The 16,668-nt window shown below is 68.7% G+C and carries 12 protein-coding genes; 6 read left to right on the top strand and 6 right to left on the bottom strand.

Going from position 1 to position 16,668, the window contains the following annotated elements; translation table 11 throughout:
* Nucleotides 1-12: 12 nt before the first annotated feature.
* The 4 genes from AAID08_RS01475 (at nt 13) to AAID08_RS01460 (ending at nt 5,488) form a co-directional block, all read left to right on the top strand.
* Nucleotides 13-1,248 (top strand): molybdopterin-dependent oxidoreductase, encoded by a 1,236-nt coding sequence (locus tag AAID08_RS01475; RefSeq protein WP_175143671.1) that lies wholly within the window; start codon nt 13-15, stop codon nt 1,246-1,248.
* A 14-nt stretch (nt 1,249-1,262) separates the two neighbouring features.
* Complete coding sequence (locus tag AAID08_RS01470) at nt 1,263-1,586, top strand: hypothetical protein (protein WP_054503662.1); 324 nt, start codon at nt 1,263-1,265, stop codon at nt 1,584-1,586.
* A 118-nt stretch (nt 1,587-1,704) separates the two neighbouring features.
* A complete protein-coding gene (locus tag AAID08_RS01465; protein ID WP_395757285.1) occupies nt 1,705-3,408 on the top strand; it encodes an MFS transporter in 1,704 nt (567 codons plus the stop codon).
* A gap of 16 nt (nt 3,409-3,424) precedes the next feature.
* Nucleotides 3,425-5,488, top strand: coding sequence for a site-specific recombinase (locus AAID08_RS01460; protein WP_395757284.1), 2,064 nt, complete (start codon nt 3,425-3,427; stop codon nt 5,486-5,488).
* Between the two features lie 18 nt (nt 5,489-5,506).
* On the opposite strand, the gene AAID08_RS01455 is transcribed toward AAID08_RS01460, so the two are convergent.
* From AAID08_RS01455 to AAID08_RS01440, 4 genes are read right to left on the bottom strand one after another with little or no spacing between them, the layout of a single operon-like run.
* Nucleotides 5,507-6,496, bottom strand: a complete 990-nt coding sequence (locus AAID08_RS01455; RefSeq protein ID WP_064527229.1) for a spore coat U domain-containing protein — start codon at nt 6,494-6,496, stop codon at nt 5,507-5,509.
* Nucleotides 6,493-8,838: a fimbria/pilus outer membrane usher protein gene (locus AAID08_RS01450; protein WP_395757283.1), complete on the bottom strand. Its 2,346-nt coding sequence runs from the start codon at nt 8,836-8,838 to the stop codon at nt 6,493-6,495. Before AAID08_RS01450 ends, AAID08_RS01455 begins: the two co-directional genes overlap by 4 nt.
* 56 nt (nt 8,839-8,894) lie before the next feature.
* A complete protein-coding gene (locus AAID08_RS01445; protein ID WP_196767563.1) occupies nt 8,895-9,614 on the bottom strand; it encodes a molecular chaperone in 720 nt (239 codons plus the stop codon).
* Nucleotides 9,615-9,643: 29 nt separating this feature from the next.
* Nucleotides 9,644-10,159, bottom strand: coding sequence for a spore coat protein U domain-containing protein (locus tag AAID08_RS01440; protein WP_064527227.1), 516 nt, complete (start codon nt 10,157-10,159; stop codon nt 9,644-9,646).
* Nucleotides 10,160-10,667: 508 nt separating this feature from the next.
* Between AAID08_RS01440 and AAID08_RS01435 the strand changes: the two genes are divergently transcribed.
* Both AAID08_RS01435 and AAID08_RS01430 read left to right on the top strand, forming a co-directional pair.
* On the top strand, nt 10,668-12,077 hold the full coding sequence (locus AAID08_RS01435; protein ID WP_054503667.1) for an MFS transporter: 1,410 nt from the start codon (nt 10,668-10,670) through the stop codon (nt 12,075-12,077).
* Nucleotides 12,078-12,220: 143 nt separating this feature from the next.
* Entirely contained in the window at nt 12,221-13,843 is a 1,623-nt protein-coding gene (locus tag AAID08_RS01430) for a methyl-accepting chemotaxis protein (protein WP_054503668.1), read from the top strand.
* 40 nt (nt 13,844-13,883) lie between these two features.
* Here AAID08_RS01430 and hutI read toward each other — a convergent pair whose 3' ends face one another.
* Nucleotides 13,884-15,101: an imidazolonepropionase gene (gene hutI / locus AAID08_RS01425; RefSeq protein ID WP_395757282.1), complete on the bottom strand. Its 1,218-nt coding sequence runs from the start codon at nt 15,099-15,101 to the stop codon at nt 13,884-13,886.
* 28 nt (nt 15,102-15,129) lie between these two features.
* Complete coding sequence (hutH, locus tag AAID08_RS01420; RefSeq protein WP_054503670.1) at nt 15,130-16,659, bottom strand: histidine ammonia-lyase; 1,530 nt, start codon at nt 16,657-16,659, stop codon at nt 15,130-15,132.
* Between the last annotated feature and the right edge of the window lie 9 nt (nt 16,660-16,668).

The raw sequence follows: 16,668 nt of genomic DNA, 5'->3' as shown, positions 1-16,668 counted from the left end.
GAGGAGACATGCATGAGCGCATTCGATACGGATGGGCGCAGGCGCTTCCTGCGCCAAGCCTGTACCCTGGGCGCGACCGGCACACTCGCCGGCCACGCCCTCGCCAGCCTGGCGGCCCCCGCCACCGTCACCCTGCCATTCGCCAATGGCGAACGCGACCTGATCGCCTACCCCCAAAAACGCCCCCTGATCCGCCAGACATCGCGGCCGCCGCAGTTGGAAACGCCGTTCGCGGTCTTCAACGACAGCGTGATCACGCCCAATGACGCCTTCTTCGTGCGCTATCACCTGGGCAACATCCCCACCGCCATCGATGCCGCCGCCTACCGGCTGCGCATCGGCGGGCGGGTAAACACGCCGCTGGAACTGTCGCTGGCGGACCTGAAGCAGCAATTCGGCCAGCCGGTCGAGCTGGTGGCCGTAACCCAGTGTTCCGGCAACAGCCGCGGCTTCTTCGAGCCGCGCGTGGGCGGCGGCCAGCTCGGCAATGGCGCCATGGGCAACGCCCGCTGGCTCGGCATCCCGCTCAAGCGCGTGCTGGAGAAGGCCGGCATCCAGGCCGGCGCGCGCCAGGTCACGTTCCAGGGGCTCGACCGCCCGGTGCTGCAAGGCACGCCCGCCTTCGTCAAGGCGCTGGACGCGACCCATGCGCTGGACGGCGAGGTGATGCTGGCCTACGCCATGAACGGCGCCGACCTGCCGATGCTCAATGGCTATCCCGTGCGGCTGGTGGTGCCCGGCTATTACGGCACGTACTGGGTCAAGCACCTGGCGGACATCCAGGTGCTTGACCAGGAGTTCGACGGCTTCTGGATGCAGAAGGCCTATCGCATCCCCGACAACGACTGCGCATGTACGCCCGCGGGCAAGGCGCCGGAGAAGACCCGCCCCATCGGCCGCTACAACGTGCGCAGCTTCATCACCAGCCTGGCCGATGGCGCCCGCGTGGCCAAGGGCGCACGGATGCAGGTGCGCGGCATCGCCTTCGACGGCGGCCGCGGCATCCGCGAGGTGCAGTTCTCGGCCGACGACGGCAAGACCTGGCACGCCGCCACGCTGGGCCCGGATCTGGGACGCTACTCCTTCCGCGAATGGCATGCCGACTTCACGCCGGCCCGGGCCGGCCGCTACGCGCTCAAGGCGCGCGCCACCAACCAGGCCGGCGACACCCAACCGCTGGAACCGCTGTGGAATCCGGCCGGCTACATGCGCAACGTGGTCGAAACCGTGCGCATCGACGCCGCCTGAGCCAGGAGCCCGCCATGATCCCCTTCGCCCGCCTTGCCCTGGCGCTGGCCGCCGCCGGCGCCGTCGCGCCCGCGTACGCCCTGGACATCCAGTTGCCCCAGGAAACCGCCACGCTGCATCCCGGCGCCGGCCCCGGCGCCCAGGCCGCCACCCTGTGCCTGATGTGCCATTCGGTCGATTACCTGTCATCTCAGCCGCCCATGCCCCTGGGCTTCTGGGATGCCGAGGTCAGAAAGATGGTCGGCACCTACGGGGCGCCGATTCCGGCCGAACAGGTCCCCCTGATCGTCGAGTACCTGAACCAGGCCTACCCCGGCCCGGCCCCCGCCAAACCCTGATCGCGTCCGCCGCGCCGCGCTCGACGGGCGCGCGGCGTCTTGCCTTAACCCGGACCCTCAATAGGCGTACCATTGGACAGCCCCCGCCCGCCGTCGCCGGGCGATCACCGAGGCTTCCATGCTCCAGCCCGTTTCGGCCAACAACGATCTGCCTCCTTCCTCGCCGGGCGCGGCCGCCGCCGCCCCCAAACCCGTCCTGCGGGTCAGCACGCTATCCCCCTTCGCCTTCCCGGCGTTCCGCATCATCTGGATCGCCAACCTGTTCGCCAACCTGGGCACCTGGGCGCAATCGGTCGCCGCGGCCTGGGTCATCACCACAGAGCAGAGCAGCCCGCTGATGGTCGCCATGATCCAGGTGGCCGCCGCCTTCCCGCTGGTGGCGCTGTCGATCCTGACCGGCGTGCTGGCCGACAACTACGACCGCCGCAAGGTCATGCTGGTCGGCATGCTCCTCGAGCTGGCCGGCGGTATCTTCATCACCGTGCTGGCGTTCATCGGCCTGCTGCACCCCATCACCCTGATCGTGTCGGTCTTCTGCATCGCCATCGGCAGCGCCATCGTCACCCCCGCCTGGCAGGCGGCGGTGGGCGAGCAGGTGCCGCGCGAGCACATCGGCAGCGCGGTGCTGCTCAACAGCGTCAACTACAACGTGGCGCGCGCGGTGGGGCCGGCCATCGGCGGCCTGCTGCTGGGCGCCGCCGGCGCGCCTGTCGTGTTCCTGCTGAACTGCGTCTGCTACGGCAGCCTGATCTGGGCCATCTGGCGCTGGCGCCGCGATGTGCCGCCACGGCGGCTGCCGCCCGAACGGCTGCTCGAAGGCGTGGTCGCCGCCCTGCGCTACACCCAGCATTCCACCGTGACGCGCGTGGTGATGCTGCGCGCCTTCGCCTTCGGTCTGTCGGCCAGCGCGCTGTGGGCGCTGCTGCCGCTGCTGGCGTACGCCCACGAAACCGGCAACGCGTTGCTGTACGGCTACATGCTGGGCGCGCTCGGCGTCGGCGCCATCCTCGGCAGCGCCGTGGTGCGTCGCCTGCAGGCGGCCTGGGGCGCCAGCGGGCTGGTGACGGTCGCCGCGGGACTGCTGGCCGCCTGCCTGCTGATGCTGGGCCTGACCAGCACGCTGTGGCTGGCGTTTCCGGCGCTGCTGGTGTCCGGCGCCTGCTGGATCGGCGTGCTGGCCACCTACAACACCACCGTGCAGATGCTGGTGCCCGACTGGGTCAAGGCGCGCTCGCTGGCGCTCTACCAGACGGCGATCTTCGGCGGGCTCGCGGCGGGCTCGTTCATGTGGGGCCACTTCGCCGGCACCATGGGCGTGTCCGGCGCGCTGTCGGCGGCGGGCGTGATGCTGGCCATCACCGTCGCGCTGCTGTACCGCTCGCGGCTGCCGGAGCAGGTCAACACGCAATCGCTGGCGCGCGCCGACGCCACCGAACCGGCGCTCTCGGCCGCCGGCTTCGACACCCGGCACGGCGCCGTGCTGGTGGCGGTGCAATACCTGATCCCCAGGGAAAAGCTGTCGGCCCTGATCGACGCGGCGCGGCCGTTGCGCCTGTTGCGGCTGCGCAATGGCGCGCAGCAATGGCAGTTGTTCCGCGACCTGGAGCGCGACGGCGTCTGGCGGGAAGTGTTCCTGGTGGAAAGCTGGATGCAATACCTGCGCATGATCGACCGCATGACGCTGGCAGACAAAATGGTGCTGGACGGCCTGCTGGCGCTGCATGAGGGCGACACGCCGCCAGTGGTGTCGCGCAACGTCAGCTATCTGGCAATGAACGAGGCGCAGGGCTTCTCGCTGCGCCGGGAACCCGAATCCCTCTGACCCGCGAGGTCCGACCATGGCGATCTCCCTCTGGCGTAAATGGCGCGCAGCGCGCCATGGCGGCCCGCAACTGGACACCCTGCTGGCCAGCGCCGACCCGGACGCGCCCCTGGCGCAGCGCAACCTCTGGATGGTCGACCTGTGCCGCTGGATCGACCGCCCCGCGCGCGACCCGGCCGAGGACGGACGCCATCCGCAACACGCCCGCCTGCGCTACGTGCTGCAGGTGCTCGAGAATAATCCGGCGCTGGCCGCGCCGGTGGCCGCCACGCTGCGCTCGCTCATCACCGACAACGACCCCACTTCGCTGCTGTGCGATACCGGCGTGGCCTCGCACCCCGGTTTCTGGGGCGAGTTCTGGGAACGGGCGCAAGCGCGGCTGCTGCCGCCCCCGCCCAATCGCAGCGACATGTTCGGCCTGTTCTCGCTGATCTTCCGCAAGGCCCACGACGCCGCCTGGATCGAAGCCCTGGACGAGCAGACCCGCGCCCGCTTGCGCCGGCTGCTGCGGCAGGGCGACGGCCTTGCCCACGCCGACCCGATGGCGCCCGAGCCACCGCCGCAGCACCTGGTCGAGGCCCTGACCAGCAGCATCCAGGTCCTGGCCAGCCAGGTGCGCGCCACCGGCCTGAGCCAGGACATCCGCAGCCGCCTGCCGGGCCGGGTGCGCGAGAGTCCATTCTTCGCGTTGGCCGGCGCCGCGGCGGAACTCTGCGACAGCGGCCCGGATACGCCGCGCGACGTCTTCGGCAGGCGGCTGAACGTGTTCCGGGCGTTGCTGGACAGTTGCCGCGACGCCACCCGCGGCGTCTACGCCGAGCTGGAACAGAACGGCGTATCGGTCGAAGTGGTGTTCCAGATCGAGCGCATGAAGCTGCGGCTGGCCCGCATCGAACTGCTTCTGGGCGTGTGGGTCGATCCCACCCAGCGCAACAAGTATGCCCACCTGATCGCCGAACTGGTCCGTTCGACCCAGGCGCGCAGCAGCATCCGTCACCTGGCGGCGTCGTCGTTCGCGCAACTGGCGCGGCGCGTCATGGACCGCACCGCCGAGACCGGCGAGCACTACATCGCCCGCGACGCCGCCGAATACCTGTCGATGCTGAAGGCATCGGCGGGCGGCGGCCTGGTGATGGTGCTGACCGTCTACCTGAAGTTCTTCATCGTCTCGCTGCACCTGGACAAGTTCATCGAGGGCCTGCTGGCCTCGCTCAACTATGCCGGCGGCTTCCTGGCGATCCATTTCGCGCATTTCACGCTGGCCACCAAGCAGCCGGCCATGACCGGCCCGGCGCTGGCGCACCGGCTCGACGGGGCCAACACCCCCGAAGGTCGCGAGGCCTTCCTGGACGACACCCTGTCGATGATCCGCTCGAACGCGGCGGCCATCCTGGGCAACCTGGCCGTGGTGTTCCCGCTGGCGTGGGCCGTGCAGTGGGTGGCGCAGCATTGGCTGCAACGGCCCCTGATCGATGCCGAGAAGGCTCAGGCCACGCTGGACTCGTTTTCCCTGTGGGGACCGACGCCGATCTACGCCGCCGCCACCGCCGTGCTGCTGTGGCTGTCCAGCCTGATCGCGGGCTGGGCCGACAACTGGTTCGCCCTGCATCGCGTGCACGACGTCATGGCCTACGACCGCCGCATCCGCCATCTGTTCGGCGCGCGCGGCGCGGCGCGCTGGGCCGGCTTCTGGCAGCGCAACATCTCGGGCATCGCCGGCAACGTGTCGCTCGGGCTGATGCTGGGCCTGGGACCGGCCATCGTCAGCTTCTTCGGTCCCCACGTCGAAGTCCGCCACGTCACGCTCAGCGCCGGCCAGATCGGTTCAGCCATCGGCGCGCTGGGATGGGAAGTCGTGCACACGCATGCGTTCTGGATGGCGGTGGCCGGCACCGCCGTGACCGGGCTGTTGAATGTCGGGGTGAGTTTCGCGCTGGCCTTCAATGTCGCGCTGCGCTCGCGCAACCTGCGCCGCGGCGATCGGCAGGCGCTGGCGCTGGGAGTGCGCCAACGCATCTGGCAACGGCCGGCCACGCTGTTCTGGCCGGTCAAGCCGCGCGTCGCGCCGCCCGCGGCCTGATGCCGGGCGCGGCGCCACTCAGAAAGTGATGGTGACCAGCACGGTGTCCTTGTAATTGCCGGGGCGCGGCGTCGTCTGCGCGGGCACCCGCCCATACACGGTGAACACCTGATTGGCGCCGGTGCCTGTGCGGTTGAGCGTGGTGCCTCCGGTCACGCCGTCGCCCCAGACCGTCGCGTAGTTCGCATCCTGGTAAAGCTGATAGCCGACCGTATCGGCCTGTGTCTCATGCTTCATCTTGCGCGCCGACACATTGTTGGCCACCGAGCCGCCATTGAGCGCGACCGCAAACGCATTGCTGTTGGTGCATCGCACCGTGACCTGCGCATTCCCGGTGACGGCCTGATTGAGCAGACCCTGCGGCGGGAACGCCAGATCGGTGGTGTTGATCGTGCAGTTCTTCTGCACCGTGGCCTGCACGGTCAGCGGGATGGACAGCCGCTGCGTCGGCGCGGCAAGCGGGCAATTCACCAGCAGGGAGGCCAGCAACCCGATGGCGATATCCACATAGCCGGTGGTGGTGTAGCTCTCGCTGTAGAGCGTATTGGCGTTGCCGACGGTCGAGACCGTGTTCTGGCCGCCGGGCAGCTTGGCATAATAGGAAAACGTCGCCGACGCGTTGCCCCCCAGCGCGGGCCCGCTCAGCAGCACCGAGGTCGGCGCCGTCGTGCCCGCAGTGCTCCACACCTGAGTGTGGCCGCTGTCCGTGTATAGGTTGTAATTCATGCGCAAGGCGCCCGCGCCCAGGGCCCTTGCCGCGGTGCTGGGGCTGGTGTTGCCCACGCCCATGTAGAAGCACAGCCGCGCGCCCAGCGCCAGCGCAGTGAAATTGCAATTGACGACGACGCTGTTGGCATCCGCGAAGGTATCGGTGGCCAACAGCGGATTGACCGAGCCGAAGTTGATCGTTGACGTCGTGCCCGCCCCCAACGAGCATGAACTGGCCTGCGCATCGACGGTCGCGCCCAGCCCGAGCAAGGCACCCAGAACGAACAAGGCGGATTTCATTGGCCGGGCTCCTTCAGCGGCTGGCATACGAACGGCCCCAGCGTGGGCAGCGGGCGCGCCGGATCGTGACGGTATGGAAATTCCGCCACGCACGACACGCCGCTGCCTTTCACGCGCAAATGATTCTCGACCTGCAGGTCTTCGACAAAAGCGATGCCGTCGTAGCCCACCACCGACTGCTTGCCGCTTTCGACGTGCGCGACCCGCGCCCCCACCGGCAACACCGAGCCGTCCGGCAGGTGCAGGATGACCGACGCCGCGGCATAGCGTTGCAACTGGAACTTGACCAGCACGCCGGACCCCGCCTGCGGCACCGCCACCGCCTTGGTCGACTCCAGTTTCATGTCGACCGGCAGTTCGTCCGGATCGATGGACAGGCGGTTGATCTGATAGGAATTCAGGTCCGGCACCAGCAGGTGGCCCGCGCTGTTGGTGCGGCCCAGCTTGCGGTTCTCGTGCAGCACCGCCACGTCCGGCGTGCCGTCGGTGCTGACCAGCGCGAAGCCGTCGTTGATCCGGCGCGACGGCGTCAGCGAACCATCCATCAGCACCACCGCGCCGACGGCCTGCAGCGCCGCCTGACTCTTGCCGCCGTAGTCCTGCCCCAGCGCGGTCAACTGGCCATAGCGGCCCAGGAACTGCAGCTTGCCCTGGTTGTACTGCCTGCCGCCGCTGCGGCCATTCTCCACGCCCCAGCCCCAGCCGCCGTCGTAATCCACATTGCGCTGCGCGCCGGCGCTATAGGTATCCTGCTCACCCTGACGGCCGACCGAGGCGTTGAACTGCGTGTTGTCGCCCAGCAGGATGGAAAAGCCGAGATAGACGCCGTGTGAATTGGTCTGCGCGAAATCGTTGTACGCGCTGAGGTTCATGGATACGCGGCTGTGCAGATTGGCGGTGTACGAGGCCGACCCGATCTTGGCGGCCGGCACCTGCGGCATGCGAAAGCCGATGTAGCTCAGCGACACGCTCTGCGACTGGGTCAGCGGCAGCGAGAACGTGACGCGGTCGGTCTGCCGCGGCACCGGCGCGTCCTCGCGCGAGCCCAGGTCGCCGTAATTTCCCAGGGCGCGCACCGTTTGCAATTCGACGCTGAAGGCCGGGTCGACGTATTGGTAGCCGAGGCTGACCTGGCCGCCGTCGTAGTGGCCCGCGCTGCCGGACAGCGCGCCATTGACCACGCCCGCCTGTCCCAGCCTGACGAGCGCGCCCGCGCCGACGTTGTAGACGCCGGCGCTCATTTCACTATGGCCCTCCAGGGTCAGCGCATCGTCCAGGCCATAACGCCCCGACGCCGTGACGGCGGGCCGCTTGTCGTAGTCGAACGAGCGCACGCTGAACTGGCGCCGCGCGAAGCCGGCCTCGACGGAATAGCTGGACAGGCCGGCCGCCAGCATGCGCGTATCGATGTAGAGCGGCACCGAGGTGCTGACGCTGCGTCCCAGCGCGTCGCGCGTGACCAGCGTGGCCTGGCCCGATCCCGTGACGCCGGGAATCTGGTTGACCACGAAAGGTCCGGCCGGGACGTTGCCCGAATACTGCTGCACGCCATTGACGTACAGGGACACGGAGGAGGGCACCACCGATGAAGCGCTCAGGGACGACACCGGGAATGTCACCAGATCCGGACGCAAGGCGAAATTGCGCCCCCACTGGATTCCGGCCACCCGCACCGAGCGCGACCAGTTCAACGACGAGGTGATGGTGTCGCCGACCCGCAGGGTGCGCAACGTGTCCTGGTCGGAATGGGTCCAGTAGGTGTCATAGCGGATGTAGCGGTCGGCCCGACCGCCGAGGTAGGCCGTGCCGGTGTTGTTGAACGTGCCGCGCGGATCGAAGTAGCGCTGCTCGGTGTACATCGACACCTTGTTGTAGGCATCGGTCTGCGCATAGGCCTCGTAGTTCAGGACCAGCCCGCGGCCCGAGGTGGCGCGCGGCGTCTGCGGCAAGCCGCGGGTATCCACCTGGAATGGGAGGCGCAACGCGTCGGGCACCACCAGATTCACCGTCTGCATGGCGGCGTTGTAGGTGTAGCGCAGGCCGGCAATGTCATCGAGCGGGATCTCGCTGTCGCGGGGCGCGCCGAGCTTGCTCACGTCCACCCCGACGGACCCCAGCGCGCCCGGGCTGGCGGACAGCCGGCCCTGCGCATCCCGGAAACGCAATAGCTGCGCGGTATTCACGCCGTTGATACTTACCTCCAAATACACATCGCGCTCGGCGATATTGCCGAACGACACCAGTTGGATGGGCAAATCCGCCGCCGCCGACGTCGCGCCGGACAGTGCGAGCGCGAGGCGGCAGGCGCAGCGCCCGCAAGCACGGATCGCGCGTACTGCCATGGGCTGCCTTCTCTTACCCCAACGGCCGCCAAAAGGGCGGCGCGGGACGCAATCAGTCAGTCGACTCGCGGCGTGACGGTGACGGTGCTGCCGTTCACCATGGCCCGGATCCTGATCTGGCCGGCCGCGTCCTGTTTGGCGGGAAAGCGCCAAAGCCGCTCGCGGCGGGCCAGCGCATATCCCAGCAGGCCGTCCACTTTCGCCAGCGGCGCGTCGGCGCCGGACAGCAGTTGCAGCGACGCCACCTGCGCATAACGGGTGCCGGAGTTGTCGAGCCGCAGCACCCATTCCTTGCCCTGGCGCGACAGGTGCCAGGCCAGCTCGGGCACCGGCTCGGGCGTGGCGCCGGCCACGAAGACCGGCACGGAGTAGCGCATGCGCAGCACCACGCCATTGACCATTGGCGTGGACGGATCGGGAATCTCGTCGATCACCAGCCGGTAACTCTGCTCCAGCGCCGCCAGTTCCTTGCCAGCACGCACCAGACGCACCAGTTGTTCACCTTTGGGCGGCACCTGGATGATCGGCGGGCTGGCCAGGATCTCCTGCGTCGGCGTCAGCACGTCTTCACCCTGCGCCTGGTCCCAGGCGTAGACGCGCACCTGGCCGTAGACGGGCGTCACGCCCGGATTGCGCAGCATGATGCCGGTGGCGCTCTGCTGCGGCTGCAAGTCCACCAGCACGGGGGATATCTGCAGCGTCGCCGCCCGCGCCGGCACGGCCAGGACGCTCCAGGCGAAAACCGCGCCGACCAGTATGCGGAAGATACGACCCACGAATGGGCGGCCCGCGAATGGGCGGCCCACTAGAAATACACCGTCGCGGTCACGGTCGAGGAATAGGTATCGGGCGCCGGCGTACTCTGCACGGGCACCGTGCCGTTCACGGTGAGCGCCTGCGATGAGCCATTGCCGACGCCGCCGACGCGATCGCTGGAGCCGGTATCGCCCCAGACCACCGTCTGGTTGGGCGCGGGCTGGTACAACTGATATCGCACCGTGCTGGCGGTATTGCCCGTCGCGGTCCCGTTCATATAACGGGTGGCGAAGGTGGATCCCGAACCGGTCCCGGCACTCAGGCCGACGGTATAGGGCGTGGTATTGGTGCAGGTCACGTTGACCGTGGTATTGCCCGTGACCGCGGTGGTGAGCAGGCCGTGACTGCCGAAGCTCAGGTTATTCGCGGCGATGGTGCAATTGGCGGTAATGGTCAGCGTCACCGTCATGTTGGCCGTGGTCTGAGCCAGCGCCGCCTGGGGCAGGGCGCCGGCCGCCGCAAGCGTCAAAGTCAGAGTCGTCGCGCACAAGGACAAGCGTTTCATGAATCACTCCCACGAAATACTGCTGCACTGTCAGACCTGCATAACAACCATGGTACGGCGAATAAAGTGGCCGGGCACAATTTGGTTAAATTCAAACTCGCATCGCTTACCACTTCTCACCAGACGGATTAAGAATCCCGGACAACGAATTGAATTATCTCTATGAAAACACGATTAATCCGGGATGGGATATTTTGTTGTAATTCAGCACACAGGACAATTTCAATTAGTAACCGGCGTTCCCAGAAACGAGAGAAATCCCGGCCGCGGGATTATTCGTTGATGATTATTCCGACGCCGCCGCGTGACCGCCCGGTCGCATTAATGCCGAGCGGCCGATAATCACCGCGCGTCCGCCATTGCGCGTGCCGTCCCGGCGCGCTGGCCGCCCGGGCGCCCACGGCACGGCCACGTCCGCCCGGCTGACGAAGCGTTGAATCGACATGTCGCACTAGAATCAACGCTCACCCACAGCCGTCGGCCCCGGCGTTTCGCCGCGCGTCTCCTCATGTTCTCCTTCTCAAGCAACACCATCCATCCGGCGGGCCGCGGCCTGCCCGCGTCCGAACGCCTGGGCGCGCTGCTGGCCGTCATGCTGGCGGTCTGCATGGCCAGCCTCGACACCGCCATCGCCAACACCGCGCTGCCCACCATCGCTCGCGACCTGCAGGCCAGCGACGCGGGTTCCATCTGGGTCATCAGCGGCTACCAACTGGCGATGGTCGCGGGCCTCTTGCCGGCGGCGGCGCTGGGCGAGATCCTGGGACACCGGCGCGTCTACATGGTCGGCATCGTGGTGTTCACCCTGGCCTCGCTGGCCTGTGGGCTGGCGCCCTCCCTGCCGGTGCTGGTGGCGGCCCGCATCCTGCAGGGCCTGGGCGCGGCCGGCGTCATGAGCGTGAACGCGGCCTTGCTGCGCTTCATCTATCCAGCCCCGGTGCTCGGCCGCGGCATGGGCCTGAACGCGATGGTGGTGGGCCTGTCGTTCGCCGCAGGGCCGACCGCGGCCTCCACCATCCTGCTGCTGGGGTCATGGCACTGGCTGTTCCTGATCAACGTGCCGATCGGCCTGCTGGCGGTGGCGCTGGGCCTGCGCGGCCTGCCCCTGACCACGCGCGCGCCGCACGGCTTCGACGGCCTGGCCGCGGCGCTGTGCGCCATGACGCTGGGGCTGTTCGTGCTCGGCTCGAACGAACTGGCGCATAGCGCGCCGTGGCCGCGCGTCACCCTGGAATGGGGCCTGGCGGCGGCCAGCCTGTGGCTGCTGATGCGGCGCCAGGCCGGCCACCCGGCGCCGATCCTGGCGGTGGACCTGTTGCGCCGACCGCTGTTCGCACTGTCCGCCGCCACCGCGGTGTGCGCGTTCGCGGCGCAGGCGCTGGCGTTCGTGTCGCTGCCGTTCCTGTTCCAGACGGTGCTCGGCTACACCCAGGTGCATACCGGCTTTCTCATCACGCCGTGGCCGGTGGTGGTGGCGATCATGGCGCCCATCGCCGGGCGCATGTCCGACCGCTATCCGGCCGGCATGCTGGGCGGCGTGGGGCTGGCGCTCCTGGCCCTGGGCATGGCGTCGCTGGCGCTGCTGCCGGCCGCGCCCTCGGCCTGGGACATCTCTTGGCGCATGGCACTGTGCGGCGCCGGCTTCGGTTTCTTCCAGTCGCCCAACCTGCGCGCCATCATGACCTCCGCGCCGCCCTCGCGCGCGGGCGGGGCCAGCGGCATGATCGGCACGGTGAGGCTGCTGGGCCAGGCCACCGGCGCGGCGCTGGTGGCCGCCTGCTTCAACGTGTCAACCACCCACGGCGCCGTGATCGCGCTGTGGCTGGGCGGCCTGTGCGCCGCGCTGGCCAGCCTGGCAAGCTTCGCGCGGCTGCGCTTTGGCGCGATCGAGCCGGCCGAAACGCCCGCCACGCGATGAAAAGACGCTTTTATTGCGGTTAATGTCGTTATATATCGCTGACAGGCCGACACATACGTAAGATGTGCAACACGCGCTAAATATCAAGGGGGCCGGGCCGTTGTCCGGGGTGAGGCAGTCTCCTACCCCCAAGAAAGACGCGTATGACACAGTTCCTGAAAGACATCACCATCCGCCGCATGATCCTGAGCACGTTGCTCCTGATCAGTGTCCTGTTCGCCGGCCAGGCAGCCATCAGCGTGAACGGGTTGCGCCACGCCAGCGACGCCCTCGAAGCCAGCAACGACCTGCTGAACGAAGTTTCCTCGCTTTCCCTCATCAACGACCAGATCATGCGCGCCCGCCTGCGGCTGGCGCGGCAGCTTGAATACGCCCGCGACGGCCTGGCCGCGCCCGCCGCCGAAGAAGGCCGCGCGATCGACGCGGCGCTGGAGGAAGCCCGCAAGAACCAGCAGGCATTCCTGGAGTCGGCCAAGAACGATACGCCCGCGTCGATCCTCGACCCATTGCGCAACGACTTCGATGCGCTGGTCAATGGCGGCATCGCGGTGCAGCGCAACTTCCTGGCGCAGGACGACATCGAGAAGGCGCGCGCCCACGCCGCCGGACCGGTCGTCACCGCCAGCCGCGCCTTCGGCAAAAGCATCGAAAACTACCAGGCCTACGCCAGGCAGCGCCAGGAGGCCCTGATCGAACGGTCCATGACCGAGCGCCGCGAAGCGTTCGCGGGCATCGGCATCGTGCTGGGCGTCAGCCTGCTGCTGCTGGTGCTGGGCGACCGCTATGTCGTGCACTTCATGCAGCGGCCATTGAACGTGGTCAAGCGCCACTTCCAGCATATCGCCGCGGGCGACCTGACCGCGCCCATTGCCCCGTTTGGCAACAACTGCGTCGGCCAGTTGATCCCTTACCTGCAGGAAATGCAGGCCAGCCTGGTGCGGACGGTGCATTCGGTGCGCGACGGCGTGGCTGAAATCAACACCGGCTCCAGCGAGATCGCCGCCGGCAACCAGGACCTGTCCAGCCGCACCGAGCAACAGGCCGCCGCGCTCGAGGAAACCGCGGCCAGCATGGAACAGTTGCTGTCGACCGTCACCAGCAACGCCGACAACGCGCGCCAGGCCAACGCCATGGCCGCCGAGGCGTCGGAAGTGGCCCGCCGTGGCGGCGCCGCGGTGCAGAGCGCAGTCGCCACGATGCGAGAAATCGCGCAGGACTCGGGGCGCATCGAAGACATCGTCGGCGTGATCGACGGCATCGCCTTCCAGACCAACATCCTGGCGCTGAACGCGGCGGTCGAAGCCGCGCGCGCCGGCGAGCAGGGCAAGGGCTTCGCCGTGGTGGCGGGCGAAGTGCGCTCATTGGCGCAACGCAGCGCCAGCGCCGCCAAGGAAATCAAGCAGTTGCTGGGCGCCTCGGGCGCGACGGTGCAGGCCGGCGCGGCCCAGGTCGAGACCGCCGGCCGCACCATGGAGGAAATCCAGGCGGCGATCGAGCGGCTGACCACGCTGGTCGGCGACATCGCCAGCGCCTCGCACGAACAGGTCACCGGCATCGATCAGGTCAACACCGCGGTGACCCAGATGGACCAGGTGACGCAGCAGAACGCCGCGCTGGTCGAACAGGCCGCCGCCGCCGCGGCCTCGCTGGAATCGCAGGCGCAGCGCCTGCAGCATTCGGTCAGCACCTTCCGGCTGCCGGCTGGCCAGCAGGAATACGCGCCGCCGGCCCTGCCGGCGCGTGAGCGCCTGGCGCTGTCGGCCTGATCCGCGCGCGCGGCGCCGGCCGCGGACCGGCGCCGCCGCGTCAGTCCAGCGCGGTCGCGCAGACCGGCTCGCCGTGGCGGATGACCCGCTTGGGCAGTTCGCCGCCGATCCAGTACGCCAGCTCGGCCGGATGGGCGATGTCCCACGCCACGAAGTCGGCGACCTTGCCCGGCGCCAGCACGCCGTGGCTGGCCTGCAGGCCCAGCGCGCGCGCCGCGTGGACCGTAGCGCCGGCCAGCGCCTCCTGCGGCGTCAAGCGGAACAGAGTGCATGCCATGCTCAACATCAGCCGCAGAGACAACGCGGGCGAGGTGCCCGGGTTGAGGTCGCTGGAGATCGCGATCGGCACGCCGTGCCGCCGCAGCAGGTCGATCGGCGGCAGTTGCGTTTCACGCAGCGCGTAGAACGCGCCCGGCAACAGCACCGCCACCGTGCCGGCCGCCGCCATGGCGCGGACGTCGGCCTCGGTCAGGTATTCCAGATGGTCGGCGGACAATGCGCCGTAGCGCGCGGCCAGGCTGGCGCCGTGCAGCGACGACAATTGCTCGGCGTGCAGCTTCACCGGCAGGCCCAACTGGGCCGCGGCCTGGAATACCCGCTCGACCTGCGCCGGCGAGAAGGCCAGGTGCTCGCAGAAAGCGTCCACCGCGTCCACCAGCCCTTCGGCCGCCAGCACCGGCAGCATGCGACGCGCGACCTCGTCGATATAGTCATCGGCGCGGCCGGCGAATTCAGGCGGCAGCGCATGCGCCGCCAGACAGGTGGCGCGCACCGTCAACGGCAGCGTCTGCCCCAGGTGGCGCGCCACCCGCAGCATCTTGCGCTCATTGGGCAGGTCCAGGCCGTAGCCGGACTTGATCTCCAGCGTGGTGACGCCATCGCGCAGCAGATGCAGCGCGCGTCGCCGAGCGCTGGCGTACAACTGCGCCTCGGTGGCGGCGCGGGTGGCGCGCACCGTGCTGGCGATGCCGCCGCCCTGTCCCGCGATCACCGCGTAGTCCATGCCCTGCAGGCGCTGTTCGAACTCCTGGCTGCGGTCGCCGCCGAACACCAGATGCGTGTGACAGTCGATCAGCCCCGGCGTCACCCAGGCGCCGCCCAGGTCGTGCTCGGCCGCCTCGTCGCCGCGCGGCAGGTCAGCTTCCGGGCCGACCCACTCGATGTGCTGGCCGCGCGTCACCAGCGCGGCGCGCTCGACGGCCGCGTATTCGCCGCCGGCCATCGTCGCCACGTGGCAGTTGCGCCAGATCTGTTTCATGCGCGTACTCCCCTTATCGTCGATGCGCTCAAAGGCTGGGCAACAGGCCAGCCGGCATCAGCGCGTTCAGGTGACGGCCAGCGATCAACCGACTGGCGGCCTCGATGTCGGGCGCGAAGAAGCGGTCCTTCTCGTAGTGCGCGACCTGCTCGCGCAGCAGGCCGCGGGCGCGTTCCAGCTTGGGAGAGGTCTTCAACCCGGCGCGGAAGTCCAGCCCCTGGCAGGCGCCCAGCCACTCGATCGCCAGGATGTCGCGCACGTTGTCGGCCATCGGCCAGAGCCGCTTGCCGGCATTCGGCGCCATCGACACGTGGTCTTCCTGGTTGGCCGAGGTCGGCAGACTGTCGACGCTGGCAGGATGCGCCAGCGCCTTATTGTCGCTGGCCAGCGCGGCCGCCGTGACCTGCGCGATCATGAACCCCGAATTGACGCCGCCGTTGCTCACCAGGAACGGCGGCAGTTGCGACATGTGCTTGTCCATCATCAACGAAATGCGGCGCTCGGACAGCGCGCCGATCTCGGCCAGCGCCAGGGCCAGGTTATCGGCCGCCAGCGCCACCGGCTCGGCATGGAAGTTGCCGCCCGACAGCACGTCGCCCTGTTCGGCGAACACCAGCGGGTTGTCGGACACGGCGTTGGCCTCGATCTGCAGCACCTGCGCCACGTGGCGGATCTGCGTCAGGCAGGCCCCCATCACCTGCGGCTGGCAGCGCAGCGAGTAGGGGTCCTGGACCTTGTCGCAGTCCACGTGCGAATGGCCGACCTCGCTGTCTTCGGTCAGCAGGTCGCGGTAGACGGCGGCCACGTCGATCTGGCCCGGCTGGCCGCGCGCCTCGTGGATGCGGGCGTCGAACGGCACGCGCGAGCCGAGCATCGCTTCCACGCTCAGGCTGCCGCAGACCAGGCCCGCGGCGAGCAGGTCCTCGGTCTCGAACAGGCCGCGCAGCGCGTAGGCCGTGGACACCTGGGTGCCGTTCAGCAGCGCCAGGCCCTCCTTGGCCGCCAGCGTCAGGGGTTCCAGTCCGGCGCGGGCCAGCGCCGCCCTGGCCGGCAGCCACTCGCCGTCGCAGCGGGCGCGGCTCTCGCCCAGCAAAAGCAGCGACATGTGCGCCAGCGGCGCCAGGTCGCCGGAAGCGCCCACCGAGCCTTTCAGCGGGATATGCGGATACACGCCGGCATTGACCAGCGCGATCAGGCTGTCGATGACCTGGCGGCGGATGCCCGAGCGGCCGCGCGCCAGGCTGTTGATCTTGAGCACCATGATGAGCCGCACCATGGCGTCGTCGAGCGGCTCGCCCACCCCGGCGGCATGCGACAGCACCAGCGAGCTTTGCAGCGCCTGCAGGTCTTCGCGGGCGATCTTGGTCGAGGCCAGCAGGCCGAAGCCGGTGTTGATGCCATAGGCCGTGCGGCCTTCGGCAATGATGCGCTCGACGCAGGCGACGCTGGCGTCGATCTGGCCGTAGGCGGCCGGATCCAGCGTCACGCGGCCCGCTTGCTGGTACACCTGGCGCAGTTGCGCCAGCGTCAGGTGGCCAGGATTCAAGTGCAGATCCATTTCTTATTC

The sequence above is a fragment of the Achromobacter sp. EB05 genome (assembly GCF_044232075.1).
GTDB classification, from domain to species: domain Bacteria; phylum Pseudomonadota; class Gammaproteobacteria; order Burkholderiales; family Burkholderiaceae_B; genus Achromobacter; species Achromobacter dolens.
This window is presented reverse-complemented; position numbering and strand designations above follow the sequence as displayed.